Source organism: Humibacillus sp. DSM 29435, assembly GCF_001758225.1.
Lineage (GTDB): Bacteria > Actinomycetota > Actinomycetes > Actinomycetales > Dermatophilaceae > DSM-29435.
On record NZ_MAST01000054.1, the window covers coordinates 106,602 to 124,028 of the forward strand.

General features: G+C 66.5%; 21 protein-coding genes. 10 read left to right on the forward strand and 11 right to left on the reverse strand.

Going from position 1 to position 17,427, the window contains the following annotated elements:
* Positions 1 to 10: 10 nt before the first annotated feature.
* Genes BA895_RS22590 through BA895_RS22610 form a run of 5 tightly spaced genes read right to left on the reverse strand, consistent with a single transcriptional unit; the run spans position 11 to position 5,235 of the window.
* Entirely contained in the window at positions 11 to 754 is a 744-nt protein-coding gene (locus tag BA895_RS22590) for an SDR family NAD(P)-dependent oxidoreductase (RefSeq protein ID WP_070194140.1), read from the reverse strand.
* Between the two features lie 11 nt (positions 755 to 765).
* A complete protein-coding gene (locus BA895_RS22595; RefSeq protein WP_070194141.1) occupies positions 766 to 1,941 on the reverse strand; it encodes a thiolase family protein in 1,176 nt (391 codons plus the stop codon).
* The gene (locus tag BA895_RS22600; RefSeq protein ID WP_175442422.1) at positions 1,938 to 2,771 is read right to left on the reverse strand and encodes an enoyl-CoA hydratase/isomerase family protein; all 834 of its coding nucleotides are present in this window, start codon (positions 2,769 to 2,771) and stop codon (positions 1,938 to 1,940) included. Before BA895_RS22600 ends, BA895_RS22595 begins: the two co-directional genes overlap by 4 nt.
* Positions 2,764 to 4,287 carry a class I adenylate-forming enzyme family protein gene (locus BA895_RS22605; RefSeq protein WP_070194142.1) on the reverse strand — a complete coding sequence of 508 codons (1,524 nt, stop codon included), beginning with the start codon at positions 4,285 to 4,287 and terminating at the stop codon, positions 2,764 to 2,766. Before BA895_RS22605 ends, BA895_RS22600 begins: the two co-directional genes overlap by 8 nt.
* 21 nt (positions 4,288 to 4,308) lie before the next feature.
* The gene (locus BA895_RS22610; RefSeq protein ID WP_070194143.1) at positions 4,309 to 5,235 is read right to left on the reverse strand and encodes a CoA transferase; all 927 of its coding nucleotides are present in this window, start codon (positions 5,233 to 5,235) and stop codon (positions 4,309 to 4,311) included.
* Between the two features lie 106 nt (positions 5,236 to 5,341).
* On the opposite strand from BA895_RS22610, the gene BA895_RS22615 reads away from it, so the two are divergent.
* From BA895_RS22615 to BA895_RS22635, 5 genes are all read left to right on the forward strand, one after another.
* On the forward strand, positions 5,342 to 5,944 hold the full coding sequence (locus tag BA895_RS22615; RefSeq protein WP_070194208.1) for a TetR/AcrR family transcriptional regulator: 603 nt from the start codon (positions 5,342 to 5,344) through the stop codon (positions 5,942 to 5,944).
* Positions 5,945 to 6,222: 278 nt separating this feature from the next.
* Positions 6,223 to 6,870 carry a TIR domain-containing protein gene (locus BA895_RS22620; protein WP_175442423.1) on the forward strand — a complete coding sequence of 216 codons (648 nt, stop codon included), beginning with the start codon at positions 6,223 to 6,225 and terminating at the stop codon, positions 6,868 to 6,870.
* A complete protein-coding gene (locus BA895_RS22625; RefSeq protein ID WP_070194144.1) occupies positions 6,870 to 8,021 on the forward strand; it encodes a toll/interleukin-1 receptor domain-containing protein in 1,152 nt (383 codons plus the stop codon). Before BA895_RS22620 ends, BA895_RS22625 begins: the two co-directional genes overlap by 1 nt.
* Positions 8,022 to 8,071: 50 nt before the next feature.
* Entirely contained in the window at positions 8,072 to 8,686 is a 615-nt protein-coding gene (locus tag BA895_RS22630) for a hypothetical protein (RefSeq protein ID WP_139142845.1), read from the forward strand.
* An 84-nt stretch (positions 8,687 to 8,770) separates the two neighbouring features.
* Positions 8,771 to 9,214 (forward strand): hypothetical protein, encoded by a 444-nt coding sequence (locus BA895_RS22635; protein ID WP_070194146.1) that lies wholly within the window; start codon positions 8,771 to 8,773, stop codon positions 9,212 to 9,214.
* Positions 9,215 to 9,216: 2 nt separating this feature from the next.
* Here the strand turns inward: BA895_RS22635 and BA895_RS25020 are convergent, their stop codons facing one another.
* The 4 genes from BA895_RS25020 to BA895_RS22655 form a co-directional block, all read right to left on the reverse strand.
* Positions 9,217 to 9,660 carry an HIT family protein gene (locus BA895_RS25020; protein ID WP_070194147.1) on the reverse strand — a complete coding sequence of 148 codons (444 nt, stop codon included), beginning with the start codon at positions 9,658 to 9,660 and terminating at the stop codon, positions 9,217 to 9,219.
* Entirely contained in the window at positions 9,638 to 10,081 is a 444-nt protein-coding gene (locus tag BA895_RS22645; protein WP_070194148.1) for a TIR domain-containing protein, read from the reverse strand. The genes BA895_RS25020 and BA895_RS22645 overlap by 23 nt, the downstream gene beginning before the upstream one ends.
* 438 nt (positions 10,082 to 10,519) lie before the next feature.
* Positions 10,520 to 10,981, reverse strand: coding sequence for a hypothetical protein (locus tag BA895_RS22650; RefSeq protein WP_070194149.1), 462 nt, complete (start codon positions 10,979 to 10,981; stop codon positions 10,520 to 10,522).
* A gap of 68 nt (positions 10,982 to 11,049) precedes the next feature.
* Positions 11,050 to 12,342, reverse strand: a complete 1,293-nt coding sequence (locus BA895_RS22655; protein WP_175442424.1) for a TRAFs-binding domain-containing protein — start codon at positions 12,340 to 12,342, stop codon at positions 11,050 to 11,052.
* A 120-nt stretch (positions 12,343 to 12,462) separates the two neighbouring features.
* Here BA895_RS22655 and BA895_RS22660 point away from each other — a divergent pair, with 120 nt between their 5' ends.
* The 3 genes from BA895_RS22660 to BA895_RS22670 all read left to right on the forward strand — a co-directional run bounded on the left by BA895_RS22660 (position 12,463) and on the right by BA895_RS22670 (position 14,611).
* Positions 12,463 to 12,825 carry a hypothetical protein gene (locus BA895_RS22660; protein ID WP_070194150.1) on the forward strand — a complete coding sequence of 121 codons (363 nt, stop codon included), beginning with the start codon at positions 12,463 to 12,465 and terminating at the stop codon, positions 12,823 to 12,825.
* A 1-nt stretch (position 12,826) separates the two neighbouring features.
* Positions 12,827 to 13,393, forward strand: coding sequence for a hypothetical protein (locus BA895_RS23780; protein WP_070194151.1), 567 nt, complete (start codon positions 12,827 to 12,829; stop codon positions 13,391 to 13,393).
* Between the two features lie 612 nt (positions 13,394 to 14,005).
* Positions 14,006 to 14,611, forward strand: coding sequence for a GNAT family N-acetyltransferase (locus tag BA895_RS22670; protein ID WP_070194152.1), 606 nt, complete (start codon positions 14,006 to 14,008; stop codon positions 14,609 to 14,611).
* 33 nt (positions 14,612 to 14,644) lie between these two features.
* Here BA895_RS22670 and BA895_RS22675 read toward each other — a convergent pair whose 3' ends face one another.
* Positions 14,645 to 15,574 (reverse strand): SIS domain-containing protein, encoded by a 930-nt coding sequence (locus BA895_RS22675; protein ID WP_070194153.1) that lies wholly within the window; start codon positions 15,572 to 15,574, stop codon positions 14,645 to 14,647.
* Between the two features lie 100 nt (positions 15,575 to 15,674).
* Between BA895_RS22675 and BA895_RS22680 the strand changes: the two genes are divergently transcribed.
* Together BA895_RS22680 and BA895_RS22685 are read left to right on the forward strand one after the other, a co-directional pair.
* Positions 15,675 to 16,487 carry a DeoR/GlpR family DNA-binding transcription regulator gene (locus BA895_RS22680; RefSeq protein WP_254666619.1) on the forward strand — a complete coding sequence of 271 codons (813 nt, stop codon included), beginning with the start codon at positions 15,675 to 15,677 and terminating at the stop codon, positions 16,485 to 16,487.
* A 60-nt stretch (positions 16,488 to 16,547) separates the two neighbouring features.
* Positions 16,548 to 16,862 (forward strand): transcriptional regulator, encoded by a 315-nt coding sequence (locus tag BA895_RS22685; RefSeq protein ID WP_139142846.1) that lies wholly within the window; start codon positions 16,548 to 16,550, stop codon positions 16,860 to 16,862.
* A 142-nt stretch (positions 16,863 to 17,004) separates the two neighbouring features.
* Here BA895_RS22685 and BA895_RS22690 read toward each other — a convergent pair whose 3' ends face one another.
* A complete protein-coding gene (locus BA895_RS22690; RefSeq protein ID WP_254666620.1) occupies positions 17,005 to 17,421 on the reverse strand; it encodes a type II toxin-antitoxin system VapC family toxin in 417 nt (138 codons plus the stop codon).
* Positions 17,422 to 17,427 lie beyond the last annotated feature (6 nt).

A 17,427-nucleotide genomic window follows, 5' to 3' on the forward strand; every position in this document is an offset into this window, starting at 1 on the left:
TCAGTCCCTTTCAGCGTGCGGCCATGCGCAGGGCACCGTCGAGGCGGATGACCTCGCCGTTGATCATCTGGTTCTCGATGATGTGAACCGCCAGGGCGGCGTACTCGCTCGGGTCACCGAGGCGTGGGGGGAACGGCACCTGCTGGCCCAACGACTCACGGGCCGCCTCGGGCAGCTCGCCCATCATCGGGGTGAGGAACAGGCCCGGGGCGATCGTCGCGACCCGGATGCCGTAGCGTGCGAGCTCGCGCGCGATCGGGAGCGTCATCGCGACGATGCCGCCTTTGGAGGCGGCGTAGGCGGCCTGCCCGATCTGGCCGTCGAAGGCCGCGGCCGAGGCGGTGTTGATGATGACCCCGCGTTCGCCGTCGGCCCCGGCTTCGGCGTCCTTCAGGGCGTCAGACGCGAGCCGGATGACGTTGAAGGTGCCGGCCAGGTTCACCTCGAGCACCTTGAGAAAGGCGCCGAGGTCGTGCGGCCCGGTCTTGCCGAGCACCTTCTGCGCGACGGCGATACCCGCGCAGTTGATAACTCCCGAGAGCGGGCCCGGCTGCTGGCCGGCCACCTCGACGGCGTGGGCCACAGCGTCGGCATCGGTGACATCGGTCGTCACGAACACGGCGCCTTCGGGCGCGCTGCCAGCGCGGTCGGCGACGACGACGTGAGCGCCGCGTTCGAGCAGGGCCACGGCGGTCGCGCCCCCGAGGCCGGAGGCGCCTCCGGTCACGAGAAAGGTGCGGTTGCTGATCTGCATGGGGTGGCCCCTCAGACGATTCGTTCGATGATGGTGGCGTTGGCCATGCCGCCGCCCTCGCAGATGGTCAGCAGCCCGTAGCGGGCCTCGCGCCGCTCGAGCTCGTTAAGCAGCTGGGTGAGCAGGCGGGCGCCGGTCGAGCCGAGCGGGTGCCCGATGGCGATGGAGCCGCCGTTCACGTTGAGCTGGTCTTCGGGGTAGCCGAGCTCCTCGCGCCACATCAGCGGCACCGGCGCGAAGGCCTCGTTGACCTCGACGAGGTCGATGTCACCGATGGTGAGGCCCGCCTGCGTCAGCGCCTTCTGGGTGGCCGGCAGCACCGCGGTGAACTGGAGCACCGGGTCGTCGGCGGCGACCGCCATCGAGACGATGCGGGCACGCGGCCGCAGGCCAGCGGCATCCGCTGCAGCGCGTTCGGCCACGAGCAGGGCCGCGGCGCCGTCGCTCACCTGTGACGCGTTGGCGGCGGTGATCACGCCGTCGGCAGCGAACACCGGCTTCAGGGCGGCCACGCGCGCTGGGTCGACGTCGGGGCGGATGCCCTCGTCGCGGGTCATCGCCACGGTCTCGCCCGACTTGGTGGTGCCGTCGAGGGGCACGAGGGCAGAGGCGAAGTGGCCGGCATCGGTCGCCGCAGCGGCCAGCCGGTGGCTGCGCAGGCTGAACGCGTCGAGCTGCTCCCGGGTGAAGCCCCACTTCTTCGCGACGAGCTCGACCGACGGGCCCTGCGCGGGCAGGTTGCCGTCGAACCGGGCCAGCACGCGCTCGCCGTACCACTCGCCCTGCTGAGCGCCGGGGGTGAAGAGCGGGCCGAGGTCGACCCGGCTCATCGACTCGACGCCGGCCCCGATGGCGAAGTCGTACTCGCCCGACTTGATGGCCTGGGCGGCGAAGTGCACGGCCTGCTGGCCCGACCCGCACTGTCGGTCGAGAGTTGTGCCCGGCAGGCCGATCGGCAGGCCGGCGCCGAGCAGGGCGTTGCGGGCGACGTTGCCCGACTGCTCGCCGCGCTGGATGGCGCACCCGACGATCACGTCGTCGAGGCGCTCGGCGTCGACCCCCGAGCGCTGCACGAGGTGGGCGAGGGTGTGGGCGAGCAGGTCGACGGGGTGCCAGTCGCGCAGCTGGCCGCCGCGCCGCCCGACGGGGGTGCGAACGGCGTCGACGATGACTGCTTCACGGGTCATGCTCGGTCTCCTTGGTGACGGGTGCGAAATCGGGTGAGGGCTTGGTGAAACTCGGGGGTCGCGGCGTTGGCCACCTGGGCGGTGGTCTCGTGCTCGAGGGCCTCGGCGAGGGTGGTGGTCCACGCGTCGTCGAGCAGGCGCTTGGTGCGGGCCTGCGCCTGGGGGGAGTAGCCGGCCAGGCGCCCGGCCAGCACGCTTACGGCGGCGTCGAGCTCGTCGGCCGGCACGCACCGCATGACCAGGCCGATCTGCGCGGCCGTGCGCCCGTCGACCTCGTCGCCGAGCAGGGCGAGTTCGCGGGCCTTCTGAGCGCCGACGAGGCGGGGGAGGAACCAGCTGCCGCCCAGATCGGGCGAGAGCCCGACGCGGGCGAAGATCTGGGTGAAGCGGGCGCTCTCGTCGGCGATGACGAGGTCGCAGGCCAGAGCGAGGTTGGCGCCGGCCCCGGCCGCGTGGCCGCTCACCTTGGCGATGACCGGCTGGGGCAGGGCTCGCAGGGCGAGGATCATGCCGCTGAGGGCCGCCATCTCGACGCCGAGCCCGTCGACGTCGAGGTCGAGCAGGTCGGCGCCCGCGCAGAAGTGGCCACCGGCGCCGGTGAGCACGACGACCCTGGTCGTCTCGTCGGTCGCGGCGGCCGCGAGGGCGGCGCACACCTCTTGGCGCAGGCGGGGGTTGAGGGCGTTGCGGCGCTCAGGTCGAGCCAGCTCGAGGGTGAGGATGCCGTCTGCCTGGGTGACCCGCAGGGTGCTGGGGGGCGCGGCCGGCGGGGCTGAGTCGTTTTCGCTGGCAGCAGTGTCGTTGGTGTCGTTGGTGTCTTGCTCAGCCACCGACGGCCGCCCGCACGCGGTGCTTGAGAATCTTGCCCGACGGGTTGCGGGGAATCTCGGCGAGCACGAGGTCACGGGGCAGCTTGTGGGGGCTGAGCAGCGGCTTGCCGAACTCGCGCAGCTCCTCCAGCGTGATGGTGGCCCCGTCGCGTGGCGTCACGACCGCGACGACCGTCTCGCCGTAGTCGTCCGACGGGCGCCCGATGATGGTGATGTCGCCGACCGCCGGGTGCCCGGCCAGGGCGCTCTCGACCTCGGCCGAGTACACGTTGCGGCCGCCGGTGATGATCATGTCCTTCATGCGGTCGACGATCGTGATGTAGCCGTCGGCGTCGATGAGGGCGAGGTCGCCAGTGTGCAGCCAGCCATCGCGCGTGGCCTCTTCGGTCGCCTCGGGCTTGCCCCAGTAGCCCTTCATCACTGTCTCGCCGCGCAGGAGCATCTCGCCGACCCCGCCCGGCGGCACGTCGTGGTCGTCGAGATCGACGATGCGCACCTCCGTGTTGGGGATCGCGGTGCGGCCGCTCGCGCTGGGCTGGGCCAGCACCTCGTCGTGCTGCAGCAGGATGCCGCCCGGGCCGCCTTCCGTCAGCCCGCAGGCCTGGATGACGGTGGCGCCCGGCAGCGCGGCGACGATGGCCTGGGCGGTTGTGGCCGGCATCGGGGCGGCGCCGTACATGCAGACCCGCAGGCTCGACAGGTCGCGGGTGCCGATGGAGGGGCTGCGCAGCAGAAAGGTGTACATCGTCGGCACGCCGAAGAACATGGTGATGCGTTCGCGCTCGAGCGTCTCGAGCACCTTCTCGGGGTCGAACGCGGGCAGGATGACGTGCGTGGCGCCGTAGCTCATGCCGCCGATGAGCAGCATGTTGAGGGCGGCGGAGTGGTAGAGCGGGGCGACGTGCAGCATCCGCTCCCCCTCGCGCAGGCCGAGGCCGAAGGCGGTGTTGATGCCCACCCAGAGCACGCGGTGCTGGTCGAACAGCGCGCCCTTGGGTTTCCCCGTCGTACCCGAGGTATAGATGATGAGCGCGTCGTCGTCCTCCCTGACCTCCACGTCGACCGGGTCGGCCAACTGGTGCAGCGAGCTCGCGAGCACGTCGTCGAAGCCTGGTGCGGCGCCGAGCGCCAGGGCGGGCAGGTCGCCGGTACGGTCGGGCAGGTCGCGCCAGGCCTGGATGTTCTGGGTGAGTTCGGGGCCGAAGAGCAGCAGCTTCGCCCCCGAGTCGGTGACGAAGTAGTCGATCTCGGGGGCGGCCGACCGCGGGTTGACCGGCACGACGATGGCGCCGAGCCGCAGACCGGCGTAGAGGGCCACGACGAAGGCGTCGCTGTTGCCCGCGACGAGCAGCATCCGATCGCCCTTGCCGAGACCGCGGGCCTCGAGCTCAAGCGCGAGCCGGTTGACGCGCTGGTCGAGCGCCGCGTACGTCAGCGTCTCGGGGCCGAACTGCACGGCGACCCGGTCGGGGGTGCGTCGGGCAGAGCGGGCGAGAACCTCGGCGAGACTGGGCATGGCGCCTCTTCTTGGGTTGCGTCAGGAGTGGGTCGGGCTGGCTGCGGGCTGGGGCTTCGAGGGGGCGGCGGGGCTGCTCGCCCGCAGTGTGCGGGGGTCGCGCACGGCCACGATGGGGATGTCGTGCTTGCGGCCGAGCGCCTCCCAGTGGTCGCTGGTGTCGGTCGCGAAGCGGGCGGTCAGCTCGTCGCGGGTCGTGCCCACGACGTGGCCGAGGCGGGCGGCGAAGTGCGGCTCGACAGCGCCGACCGCGACGTGGCCATCGGTCGTCGCGTAAAGCCCGTAGACGGGGGAGGCCCCGCCGAGCACGTCGTTCGGGCCGGTGAGTCCGTGCCGCACGGCGGATGCCGCGTGCTGGGCCACGTCGTCGAGCACGACCTTCAGGTGCGGCGCGGGGTCGCTTTGCTGGCCGCTTTTGCCCGGCTCGCTGTGGTCGCGTTGGCGCAGGCCGGCGAGCACGGCGCTCACGGCGCGTTCGGCGCCGAGCAGGTCGACGAGGGGAACGAGCGGCATCGTCGGCGGCAGCACGGTGCCGTGCACCGCCTGGTAGGTGAGGTCGTGGCCGGACTCTTCGGCGCGGTCGCCGACGTAGCCGACGATCTCGACGAGCACGAGCCCGTGCCGCAGGGCACTCTCGGCCAGTCGCAGCCTCGCGGAGGCCGACGGGCGCATCGAGGTCAGCAGCACGTCGGCGCTGGCCAGCCGGCTCTCGAACTGCGCCCGATCGGCCGCGTCTTTGAGGTCGAGGCTGATGACCTCCTGACCGCTGGCGAGCTCGTCATACCAGCTCGGCACCACGCTGCGCAGGGGGTCGCCCGTCGGTGGCTCCACCTTGACGACCGTTGCTCCCATCGACGCGAGGCGCGCAGCCGCGACGGGTCCGGGCAGGTTGACCGCGAGGGAGACCACCGTGATACCGGCAAGCGGGTCGTTTGACCGCGTCGTCATTGAGCCTCCTCGTCTGCGAACACTTCCTATACAGTTGTACAGTCTTTTATACGTGCGTGCAATACTTTGGCTGAAAGTGGTCGCAGGCGACGAAGGTGAGGTCGACATGACAGATCGGGTGGCTGGGCCCCGGGCCCGCCCCGACGACCTCACCGCGAAGGCGCGCATCCGCCGTGAGGCCCTCCACCTCTTCGCCGAGCACGGCGTCGGCGCCACGTCGCTGCGCACCATCGCCGCCTCGGCCGGCGTCACCGTCGGCCTGATCGTGCATCACTACGGCACGAAAGAGGCGCTGTGTGACGCGGTCGAGCTCGAGGTCGTCGACCTGTTCGCCGAGGCGATCGCGTCGGTACCCGTCGATGACCGCCCGGCGGCCGACCTGGTTGCCGCGCGAGACGTCGCCGTCGCCGAGATGCTCGCCGACAACCCGGCGGTCGTCGACTACCTCCGGCGCGCGATTCTGCACGGCGGCGGTGACCGCAAAGACCTGGTGAGCCGCCTCACCGAGCTGACCGCCCAGCAGGTGCGCGACCTGCGCACCGCGGGCCTGGCCTCGACGAGGCAGACCGTCGGCGAGCAGGTCGTCACGATCATGGTGCGACAGCTCGGGCGCCTCTTTCTCCAGCCCCTCGTCGACCGCATCGCCGAAGAGTTCGACGACCTAGCAGGGCCCTCAAGGCCGCAGCTGCTCGTCACCCTGACCCGCTGACCGTCACTGGTCTCATTCACGGCAAGTCGGTGCAGCGGCGCCGGTGACGAACGGAGCCCTCGTCGTATGTCCGCATGCTGGGTCCGTCCGAGAGACAGATGCATGGAGGCCGGTCAGTGGGCGCGCCTCAGCCACAGCGTCCTCCCGCATTCACCACGGCCGGCTACCGGCACGTCCTTCAGGCATGCTGGCTGTCGCCGGGCAGTCCCGGCTGTTCAGCGAGGGCGGGCGCGTACACCCGTGTGGACAGTTATCCGAAGCTGTCACACCCCCTGCGTATGATTATGAAGGCAGTTCAAGCGGCGGAGCCGACCGGGGAAAGGCTGAACGGAATGTCGAACAGGGATCTGATGCTGCGGGTTCAGCGAGTTGCGGAGGCTGCGTCGCTTCGGCGGTCAGATTCGACGCGTCACAAGTGCTTCGTCTCATACCACGTCGCCGACGTCGACGAGGTGACTAAGTTCCTTGACGACTTCGGGACCGAGTTCATCCCCAGGTCAGTAGGGGTAACGGAGGAGGACGACTTCGTTGACAGTGCTGACACCGAGTACATCAAGCGCCGGATCCGTGAGAGGTACCTCACGGACTCGACCGTGACAGTCGTCCTCGTCGGTAGATGCACGTGGTCGCGGAAGTTCGTGGACTGGGAGATTTCGTCGTCCCTTCGCCACGACTCGTTGAACAAGCGCAGTGGGCTTCTGGTCATGCCGCTGACTTCGATGAACAACACAGCGAGGCTCTCCGATCGGATTCGGGACAACTGGTTCAAGGCCGATCCGAAGGAGTCGTACGCCGCCTATAAAGCCTACCCGTCGAGTGCCAGCTGCCTCCGTTTGGCGATCGACGAGGCCTTCTTGGCTCGCACGGGGAAGGCAGACAAGGTCGACAACAGTCGGTCCCTTCGCCTCGCAAACGCTACCTGCTGATGACCACCACGTATGGGGTTCGGGTCTTCCAGTCGGGCCGCGACGACGACGTCGACCTAGTCCGTCAGGCCGTAGCTGCTGAGCTGGAGGCGCTCGGCTTGCACCGGTCCCTGACCGTCGCGATTACCGAGACGGCGCCACCGAACGGGAGCCCCGCCGTGGGTTTGTTCCTTGGTGGGCCTGGCGCAGCCGCGGATACCTCGCTCCGGGGCCCAGTAGTGGCGTACCTCGAGTCCGGGGTAGTCGTCATCCCCGTTGTTAATGATCTGAAGCAGTTTCACACTCAGGTGCCGGAGTACCTGGGTTTTGCGAACGGCGTTGAGTGGTCGACGCCGGAACACCTGCAACGGGTGGTGCGTCTGCTTCTTGAGGAACTCGGCATCGAAGAGAAGCAACGAAGGGTGTTCATCAGTCACAAGCGTGAGGATGGCCTCGGTGCTGCGGAACAACTTCACGACGCACTCTCGCATCATGGGTTTCGACCGTTCATCGACCGGTTCGTCGTTCGAGCCGGTCGAGACGTTCAAGCGAAGATCGCCGACGCGCTCGAAGACCATGCCTTCCTGCTGCTGCTGGAGTCACCTTTGGCCCACACCTCAGACTGGGTGTTCGATGAGGTCGACTACGCGTTGAGCCACGCCATGGGCGTTCTCATCCTGCAGTGGCCAGGAGAGCCTGAGCCCGTACCAGGAAGCCGCGGACTCCCGCGACTCGACCTTAATGCGAGCGAGATCGTGCCAGACGAACATGGCTACGACTCGTTGACCGAGGCGGGGTTGAACCGAGTCGTCGCGCAGGTCGAGGCCTCCCATGCTTTGGGTCTCACTCGTCGACGTCGCCTGATCATCCGCAGCATCGAGGAGGCGGCGCTTTCGGCGGGTGCACAGAGTTGCACCCCACTCTGCGGGTGGAGGCTCCATGTACAACAGTTGGGTAGGACGACCATCGTCGGATCCACGCCGAGGCTTCCGGCGGCGCTAGACCTTCAGATGCTCGATGAGGCGGCAAACGCAGAGGCGGGAAACCCAGCAAGGTTGCTCGTCCACAGTGCAAGGGTGCTACGGCCGGCCCTGCGGGAGCATCTCGGCTGGGTCGCGGGTGGCCGTGAGATCACATTGATGCCGGAGAACGCGATCGGCGGGTGGTGGTAGGCGTGCCAGTCAACTTCTCTCCGATGGAGCAGCCCTCCCCCGGTAGCCGGATGCTCTTCATCTCAGCGAGCATTCCCGACCCCTCGCGATGGTCCGGGTCTTTTGATGCGCTGGAGATCACGAACGCGGTGGTCGCTCTTGCCCGCGCGTGTCTTACCCGCGGCTATGGAGTCGTGACCGCCGCTCACCCCACAATTGCGCCCCTTCTTCTCTACGTCGCCGCGGAGTTCCCTCCGGCGGATCGTGGCGGGCGCGTGCGCGTATATCAGTCGATGCTCTTCGAGGATGTACTACCGGCCGCCACTCGACGATTCGAGGCCGACGGCATCGGGAATGTGATCTGGACCGAGGCTGCTGACGGAGAGTCACCGGAACCAGGGGAGTGGGATGGGAGCCTTCGGCGCATGAGGGAACAGATGCTGCGAGAAACCGAGCCCGCAGCCGCAGTCTTCATCGGGGGGATGGAAGGAATCCCGGCGGAACTCGACCTGTTCTCGAGCATCTTCCCTGATCGGCCGACCTATGCCGCGGGCCGACCCGGTGGTGAGGCTCGCGACCTTGTCACTCACTCGCCGGAGCACCTGCAGAGTCGCCTGCGTGAGAGTGGGGCCTATCCGGCCTTGTGGTGGGCCGTTCTTGACGACCTTGACGGCCGTGACGGGTGAGCCGGACTAACTCGTCCGAAACTCTTCAAGCATTCGGCCGCTCTCCGACTGATTACGGTGACGGTGGCCTGAGAACATCGCGCTGTGAATGAAGCAGAGGAGCCGAACGGTGCACCTGCCCCAAGGCCGCTGACCAAGGACCAACGAAAACACCTCGACTTCATCCAGGCCGTCATCTCCCGGATCGCCTCGTCCTCTGCAGCCGCTAAGGGATGGGGCCTGACGGTGGCCATCGCCTTATTCGGTTTCTCAACGACGAAGGCGACCCCCGAGCTGGCGGGACTCGGCCTCGTGGTCGTCATCTTGTTCGGACTCCTCGACTCCCACTACCTCCGCGACGAACGACTATTCAGGATGCTGTTCGAAGACGCGAGGAGAGGCCGAGTCGAGGTCTACTCGATGGACAAGAATGCCTACTCTGAAGGGTGCAGCCGGTGGGACGTGCTCCGCTCCTGGTCGGTGGTTGGCTTCTACGCCCCCCTCATACTGGTAGGTGCTGCCGCGCTTGTATGGGCCATCGCGTGCTGATCTCAGGATCGGAACTCTCGACGTAGAGCTTCCCACGCGTCGTCCTTGTCGTCTTCTGAGTAGTGAGTCTCGGGGGGCCAGATGCGACCTACCGCATCGCCTTTCCACCGAGGTACGACGTGGACATGCAGGTGCATGACCGTCTGAGTCGCGGCCGCCCCATTGCTCTGAATCACGTTGAGACCGTCCGGCCTCATAGCCCGCCTCACGGCCCCAGCCAGCGTCACGGTCGCGCGCCCCAGTTCGGATGCCAGGTCCGGACTGACGTCCCAGATGTCGCGGGCGTGGGTGCGCGGGATCAGCAGTGTGTGCCCCAGCGTCGCGGGCTCCGGAGGGAAGAACGCCACAACCGATTCAGTGCGGAAGACCTCGCGCGTGTCCTCCTCCCCCCGAGCAGCGATCTTGCAGAACGGGCAGTCGAGTTCAGTGGGCGGCGTCGTAGGCACTGTCGACCCAGGTACCCAGGTTGTTGTAGCCGTCGTTGTTCACCCAGTCGTAGGTCGGGTAGCCAGCGGGCAATGGGTTGGTCCCCTTGTAGTCGGTGTTCCCAGCAAAGTCCTTGATGCCGTGAATGTAGATGCCGAGTAACCCGTTTCCGCGCTCAATGCTTTTGTCGATCTCGTACTTCACCCAGCGACGAGATGCCGTCTGCGAGCCTATAAGGACGGCGGTCACGGAGGTGCCGATGAGTGCGTCGTCGATCAACTTCCGCACGGCAGCGTCGCCGCGCGTCTTCGCCGACTCCCAGATGGACGCCTCGATCCACTCCGGGGAAATCGATGACTTTAGCTTGGAACTATTGCGCACGACCGACGCTCGCTGTACATCTCGCTCGTAGTGAAAACTGAAGAAGGTTCTGTGGGCCATTCAGGGCTCCTCGCGTTGACGTTCACCACAAGTAGGTGGTTGTAGGTGACAATACCGGGAAAGCCGACACCGCCGGGAGATCTCCGATTGGCGTTTCGGCTGGTGCTCGCGACATCCACGCCGAATGCCCTCAGCATTTCAAGGACCCACAGACTCTGGTGGGGGGTTGGAACGAGCATGTCCATCTGGGCGCCATCAGAGCGACCGGTTCGCCGACAAGGCACCCGAGCAGGTCTGGGCGGTCCTGCTCGGGCGAGGACCGCTACGTCTGCTCGGCATCCACGATGTGCCGCATTCTGCACTGAACCATCCCGAACTCACGCCATTGCGACAACAGGTACTCGACCGCCTACATGTCCCCGCCAGCGTCTACACCACCGGCACCCGCTGAAGTGGGGGCCCAAACGCTCAACGAGAAGTGCGTGACATCAGACTCAGTCATGCGACGGTACGATTTTGCTGGGTGTCGAGCCAGCGAGCGACCGCAGGCACGAGTGATCCGTCGAGGTCGAGGGCGTCGAAGGATGTGTGCAATCGATGAGCCAACATGGCTACCGGAGGGCCGAGCCTCGACTCTCGAAAGATGAGACACGGAACGTCACGGGCGAACAGGTAGCCCAGCTCGACAGCCAGATTGTCAACGTGTCGTTCGTCGTCATCGAACACCGCGATGGCCAGCGAACAGTGATCCAGACAGAGCTTGACGTTGGTCCAAAGCTCACCAGAGTAGTCGCGGTCGTCAGCGCGAATGGCGTGGAGACCGCGGTTCTCGATCGACGAGCGGATCAGATCGTGGATGCGGGTGCGTAAAGGGCTGGGGTCGAGGCGCATCGCTACGAAGACGTTGCGGCCAGCGTCAGGATGGTCCGTCTGAAAGTGGCTGAGGGCAAGAGAGGTCATGGCGTATGGATACTCCACCATCGCATTAGACCGCTGGGATTGCGAGGCACCACAGCCGCTCACCCGCCTTACCTCTCGTCCATCAGTTCTGCCCGGCGTGCTTCAACCTCGGCGCGAACGGTAGACAGGTCGCGCCTTGCCTCGGGATCGAGCATGAGCGCTTCCATGTCCTCCAAGCCTTCCAGCATGGTGTCGGCCCGGAACAACTCTGACATATCCGTGACGAGGTCCGCCAAGTATCGCTCCACGACGCCTGACTCGCGAGTCAGGAGAGCCAGCTCGATGGCGCAGGCGTAGTCCCAGTACTCTGGGTCTGGCAACGCCAGCCTCCGACGGACGCAGAAGCGAACGACTGGGGCGAGTTCGTCTGCCTCATCGGTTCGCCCTGCTCGACGAAGCAGGGTGACGGCGTTCACGCCTGGATAAGGGTCTCGTAGATCAATCTCGAAGCCCCGCTTGTATGCATCGGCAGCACGATTGAGAAGGCCGACGGATCGAAGCGGACTCACACCTCGCACGGCCCTCCAATGCCGCTTGAAGGTACCACCCAGCAAGCCGAATGACTCAGCGTTTGGTCGTCGACGAATTAGGGCATTCAAGATTTCAACTGATTCGTCGAATCGACTCAAGCGCGCCAGCGCGAGTGCCTGCTGTTCTTGAACGAGCCACACCTCCGCCAACTCAGGAGCCATTGAGTCCACGATCTCGATCATTTCCTGCCATCCGTTGACCGACCGGAACGCCAGCAGAAGGCCGACCACACTTTCTGATTCGACCTCTGACATGGCGCCGAGCTCACTCCGCACCTGACGCAAAGTCTCGATTCCACTCTTGGCCGCACTGGCAATTGTCTGAGCGACCTCGCTCTCCCGCTCGATCGCATCGAGCATAAGATCCACTCTTCGGTGGTCGACGTCTGGGACTGGCAAGCCTGCGACAAGTTGATGAACCGGGCTGTCGGTCCTGCGCAAGCGCGCGTCCACGAGGCGTCGAGTTAGGTTGCTTCGTAACAATGCAATTTCAGCGGCGTCGTCCATGATGCGGGCTGTGTACGGTATTGCCGTGGCCTCAGCCACATCAAGCGGAAGGGGCACCCCGTCTCGGAACATCAGCACTGTCGACCAAGGCCGCAGCGCATGTCGTACGCCTAGCTCGTAGAAGACATTCGGATTAGCGGAGGACAAGTCCGCCACGGCGTACTCGCACAGCGCGAGCCGTTCAAACATGGTCTTGTGGAAGACCCCGCCCAGAGTCTCCTCATCTGCTCGGTGGGCGCGAAGGCCTGCGTCGTCGACCGCTGGCGCGATGACACGTGCGTAGACTTCGTCGTAATCAACGTCCATCTGTTCGTTGGCTCGCACCCGGAAGGGCATCACTACGAAGCACAACGGTCGACGTGGCACGGGGCTCCCCAAAGCAGCAAGACAAGACTAGTGTGATCGAATCTAGCGATTCGCAACGACGCCGTCGAGACCGGGAGTATGAAGTTGCCCTATCAGGCGATTATTGAGCACCTCATGACGGTCCAAGATGTCACGAACCGGTTGGCGGCAGAATCCGCCAACGTCGAGACTTGGCCTGCGGCCTTGGCCATGGGTCTGGCTGTCCACGTGATTTCACTCGCGAGCCTCGACGCGTACTACCTAGGGTTGGTGAGACGTTACCGCGGCCCCTTCGCGGATGAGGTGGGGACCGAGGTCACTACTTCGAAAATGAGCGTCGGCGAGGCGCAGTTCCTCAACACTACCAAATCAGGTTACGTATCAAAAGTCCGCTGCTTCGACAGCGGCTTGACGTTTGCCGTCATCATGGGCGCTGCGTTCTGGTCACTACCGGAGAACTGAGATGGCGATCAGCATCTTCCTCAGCCGCCCAACGCCACATGAGCAGGGTCAGCAACGATTGCTAGACCAAGTATCACGGCATCTCGAACGCCGGGGGCTGGCGCCAAGGACCATCGGTTACACCGATTATGGGCGGCATCCGATGAACGACATTCGGGGCGTCTTGGCGGATTGCAACGGATTATTTGCCTTGGCGTTTCGCCGCACGCAGATCATCCGCGGTCATGACCGGCCAAAAAATACGGTAAATAAGGAAAACCGATTCGCTTCTCCCGGACCCATACGCGATGTGTGGTTGACCACCCCATACCTGCACATCGAGGCCTCCATCGCCTTCTCGATGGGCCTGCCCATCGTCCTCTTCGTCGAAGAGGGGGTACGGATGGAGGGCGCCCTCGAGAACGGAATTTTGACGGGGTATCCGCCGCTGTTCAATTGCGATACGGCGCAGCATCGACGTGACTTCCTGGAATCAGAGCCTTGGCTTCAACTCACCAACTCCTGGGAGAGCGAGGTCCGGGAAGTCGTACGGTGCAAGGGACGGCCCCCGCAACTTTACTCTCCCTAGCCCGGATCGTTCATGTGTCGTCATCTAACGACCGACCCGGACGCGCGAAAGTGCCTGTCACGCAAGGAGATACTGGACTTGTCGACGGTTCAGTAAACTTGATATGACTGCGCCTCGCAGATGAAGCGTACGACGTGGGCGTCCGGGTTGTCTGTCCCGGCCCACGTGATCGGGGTGATAGCCCTCGCGGTTAGCGTCGCGACCCGTCTGCTGGCGGACCAGGTGATCGCGTGGCTGTCGAGGGCGACCGCGCGGGCCTCGTTCCAGCCGTTGCATGACCCGGCCAGGTGCTCGGCTGGGACGCGTCGAGGTGGCACGAGGGCGAAAGGCCCTGCGACTCGATGCCCATCGGGACGTTCAAGCGCGCGCAGAGGTTGACCTCCGTGCTGGGCCGGCTCTCCGAGCTGGCCCAGTAGAGTGTCGAACTGCTCGCTGGTGACGGTCTGCCGTGTACCGGGCCATCACCTCGACGAACACCGTGACGTCACACTCGCGCGCGTGCCGCGCGCGTGCCGCGCGCGTGCCGCGCGCGGGCCGCCGCGGCAGCGGCATCCGGATGCCGCCGACGAATCCCGGGCCCCGATCGTCCGCATTGGGTTCTAGCCTGTCGGTATGCCAGCCGTGATCTCGACCGACGACCTGACCGTCCGCCCGCTGGCCGCCGACACCTGGCCTGCCTTCGCCGAGCTGGTCGAGCGGCACAACGGTATCTTCGGCGGCTGCTGGTGTACCTATTTCCACTCACTGTCGCGCGACAAAGACCGCACCTACGAGAGCAACCGCGACCTCAAGTGCAACCTCGTCGAGAAGGGCTGCGCACACGCCGCGCTCGTGTTCGACGGCGACGAGGCTGTGGCGTGGGCGGAGTTCGGGCCGCCCGACGAGCTGCCCAACATCCACCACCGCAAGGAATACGAAGCGACACAGGCAAGCTCGCCCGACTACCGCGTCACCTGCATCTTCGTCGACCGGCGCTACCGCCGGCACGGCCTGGCCGCCCTCGCCCTCAAAGGAGCGCTCGACCTGATCGCCCAGGCGGGAGGCGGGGTGGTTGAGGGCTACCCGCACGACATGGCGAAGCAGCCGGACGGCAAGAAGATGTCGGCGTCGTTCCTCTACAACGGCACGAGAAAGATGTACCACGAGGCCGGCTTCACCTTCGACCGATCCAAGGGCCTGAAGAACTGCGTCATGACCCTGACGGTGCCGCCGGCTTGACCGCCCGGCCCGCGGCACCCCTCCGAAAGAAGGTCAGGCCAGCACGATGCTCCTGGTCAGGTGGCGCGGGGAGTCGGGCTCAAGGCCCGCCAGCTCGGCGCGCAGCAGGCAGAGGCGGTGCACCCGCACCAGTTCGGCGAGCGGGTGGAGGTCGCGGTGCTCGAAGTGGGCACCGGTCGCGGCGACCTGATCGGCCAGACCCCCCGGAACCTCGCCGAAGGCCCACACGGCGCGGCCGGTCGTCGCGATGCTGATCGGCCCGTGACGGTACTCCGTGGCGGGGTAGCTCTCCGCCCAGAACTGGGCTGTCTCGCGTAGCTTGAGCGCGGCCTCGTTGGCCAGGCCGACGGTCCAGCCGGTGCCGAGAAAGGTCACCTGCTCGACGGCGCGCAGCGCGCCCACAGCGTCGTCGACGCTCTCGGCGAGCACGGAGCGGGCGTCGGCGATCGCCGGGGCGAGGTCGTCGCCGAGGGAGGCGAGCAGCAGGGCGAGGTTCGTGGTCGCGAAGCGCGTCTGCACGACCGACTCCTCGTCGGCCTCCGACAGCAGAATCGTGTGGTCGCTCTCGTCGGCCACCGGGGTGCCGGCCGTCGCCACAATGCTGGTGTGGTTGATCTCCAGCTGCTTGAGCCGGTGGATCACCGCGATGATCTCCGACGTGGTGCCCGAGCGGCAGATCACGACGGCCCGGTCGTAGCCGCGCTCGAGGTGGTGCTCCGAGGCGGCGAACGCGTCGGTGACGCCCTGCCCCAGCGACTCCCGGCGCTCGGCGTAGGCCTGCGCCATGAAGAACGACGTTCCGCAGCCGATGACCGCGACGCGCTCGCCGGCCTGAGGCAGGATGCCGCTCACCTCGGCCAGGCGCCCGACGGCCTGGGCCCAGGCGTCGGGCTGGCTGAACAGCTCACGCTCGAGGTGGCTGCTCGGCGTGGATGTCTGGTCGGTGGTGGGGTCGGTGCTCATGGTCCTCCGTCAGCGTGGCGATTGATACTGATTGATTGACAGTCTAAATGAGCAGAGATGTGAATGTCCACTGCGCGATGTGCACTCTAGACTCGGGGCCGTGACCCCGCATCAAGCCGATCCCGCCCCCTCGCCACGCACCCGCTCGGCGCGCTGGTCGGTGATGCTCGACCAGCTGGCCACCCGGGGTCGTCTCTCCGTGGCGGAGGGCGCCGAGCTGCTCGGCGTCAGTGAGGCCACGGTGCGCCGCGACTTCCATGAGCTCGCCCACCGCCAGCTCGCAACCCGCAACCACGGCGGCATCGTCGCGACGTCGGTCGCCTACGAGCTGCCCTACCGCTACCGCAGCGCCGCGGCCGACGACGACCACACGCGCATCGGAGCGCTCGCGGCATCCCTCGTCGAACAAGCCCAGGTCATCGCCCTCAACGGCGGCACCACCACCACCGCCACGGCCCGCGCGATCACCGCCACCGAACGCGACCCCAAGAGCGAGCCGCTCACGATCGTCACGAACGCCCTCAACATCGCCACCGAGGTCGTGCTGCGCCCGCACGTGCGGTGCATCTCCCTCGGCGGCCTCGCCCGCCCCGAGTCGTACGAGGTCAGCGGCGCCATCGCGATGACCACGATGGAGCAGCTCTGGTTCGACGTCGCCGTCTTCGGCGTCGACGGGCTCACCGCGGCTGAGGGCGCCATGTGCACCCACGACGACGAGGCGCTGATCGTGCGCACCATGATGGAACGCGCCCGCACCTCCATCTGCGTCGCGGCCGGGGCGAAGATCGGCGCCCGGGCGCTCACCTCGATCTGCGCTGCCAAGAAGGTCACCGACCTCGTCACCACCCATGCGGCGGATGCCGGTGAGCTCGACCGGCTGCGAGCCGCCGGCGTCACGGTGCACCTCGCCTGACCACCATCAAGAAGATTCGCTTCAACGGCTGATGATCGGATGAGTAGAGGAGCGGTGACGGTGACTTCACGAGTGCTGTATCAGGACGTCATTCCTTACGACACCCCCTCCAGCATCGAGGCCCTCGCCGGGCCCTGTGGGGGTGTGCTCGTGCTGCCGATCACCGTTCACTGGGGCCCAGAACCGACTGCCGACTTGTCCACCCCCGATGGCGTGGAGAAGGCTTACGAGAGCCTGGTGCGCGAAGGAACCACGCAGCAGCAAGAAGAACTTCTCGACGCAGAGCTGCTGCGACGGGTATGGCCCGGTCTGCGCCTGCCTCAGCGTTGCCGTGACCTCTGGGAATCGCGGTTTCCTGACCTGGCCCGTTCGTAACGATGCCGTCGGGGGAGGCACACCAGCGCCCGGGGGCGGGCCGACCTTCAGCGGCATCCGGGATGACGTCGGCAATTCCAGAGCCTCAATCGCGCGCCTTGGGTTCCGGCCGGTCGGTACGCCCAGCCCTCGTGAGTTCGGGTCAGGCCCTGGGCGCGGTGGTATCCCATGGATTGAGGCATGGGACGCCGAGGGGTTGGAAGTGCTTGATGTTCCGCGTCACGACGGCCATCCCTGCGGACTCCGCGACAGCGGCGATGAGGGCGTCGTCGAACGGGGCGTGCTCGGGAACACGGTAGGTCGCCAGAATCCTGGCTGCCGACAGGTCGAACGGCAGCACCCGGTCGGCGAAAGTGGGCAAGACGTTCTCCTCGAACCAGCGTCGCAGCACCGCTCCCTGTTCAGCGTCGGATCGCTCTTTGGCTATCACCCCGCGCTCGAGCTCTGCGACCGTGAATGCTGAGACGAACTGGTCACCAACGGGAACCGACGCCGCCCACCCCTCGACGGGCGGGTTGCGCCCTCGGACCCGCAGCGCGGACACCACGTTGGTGTCCAACAGGTA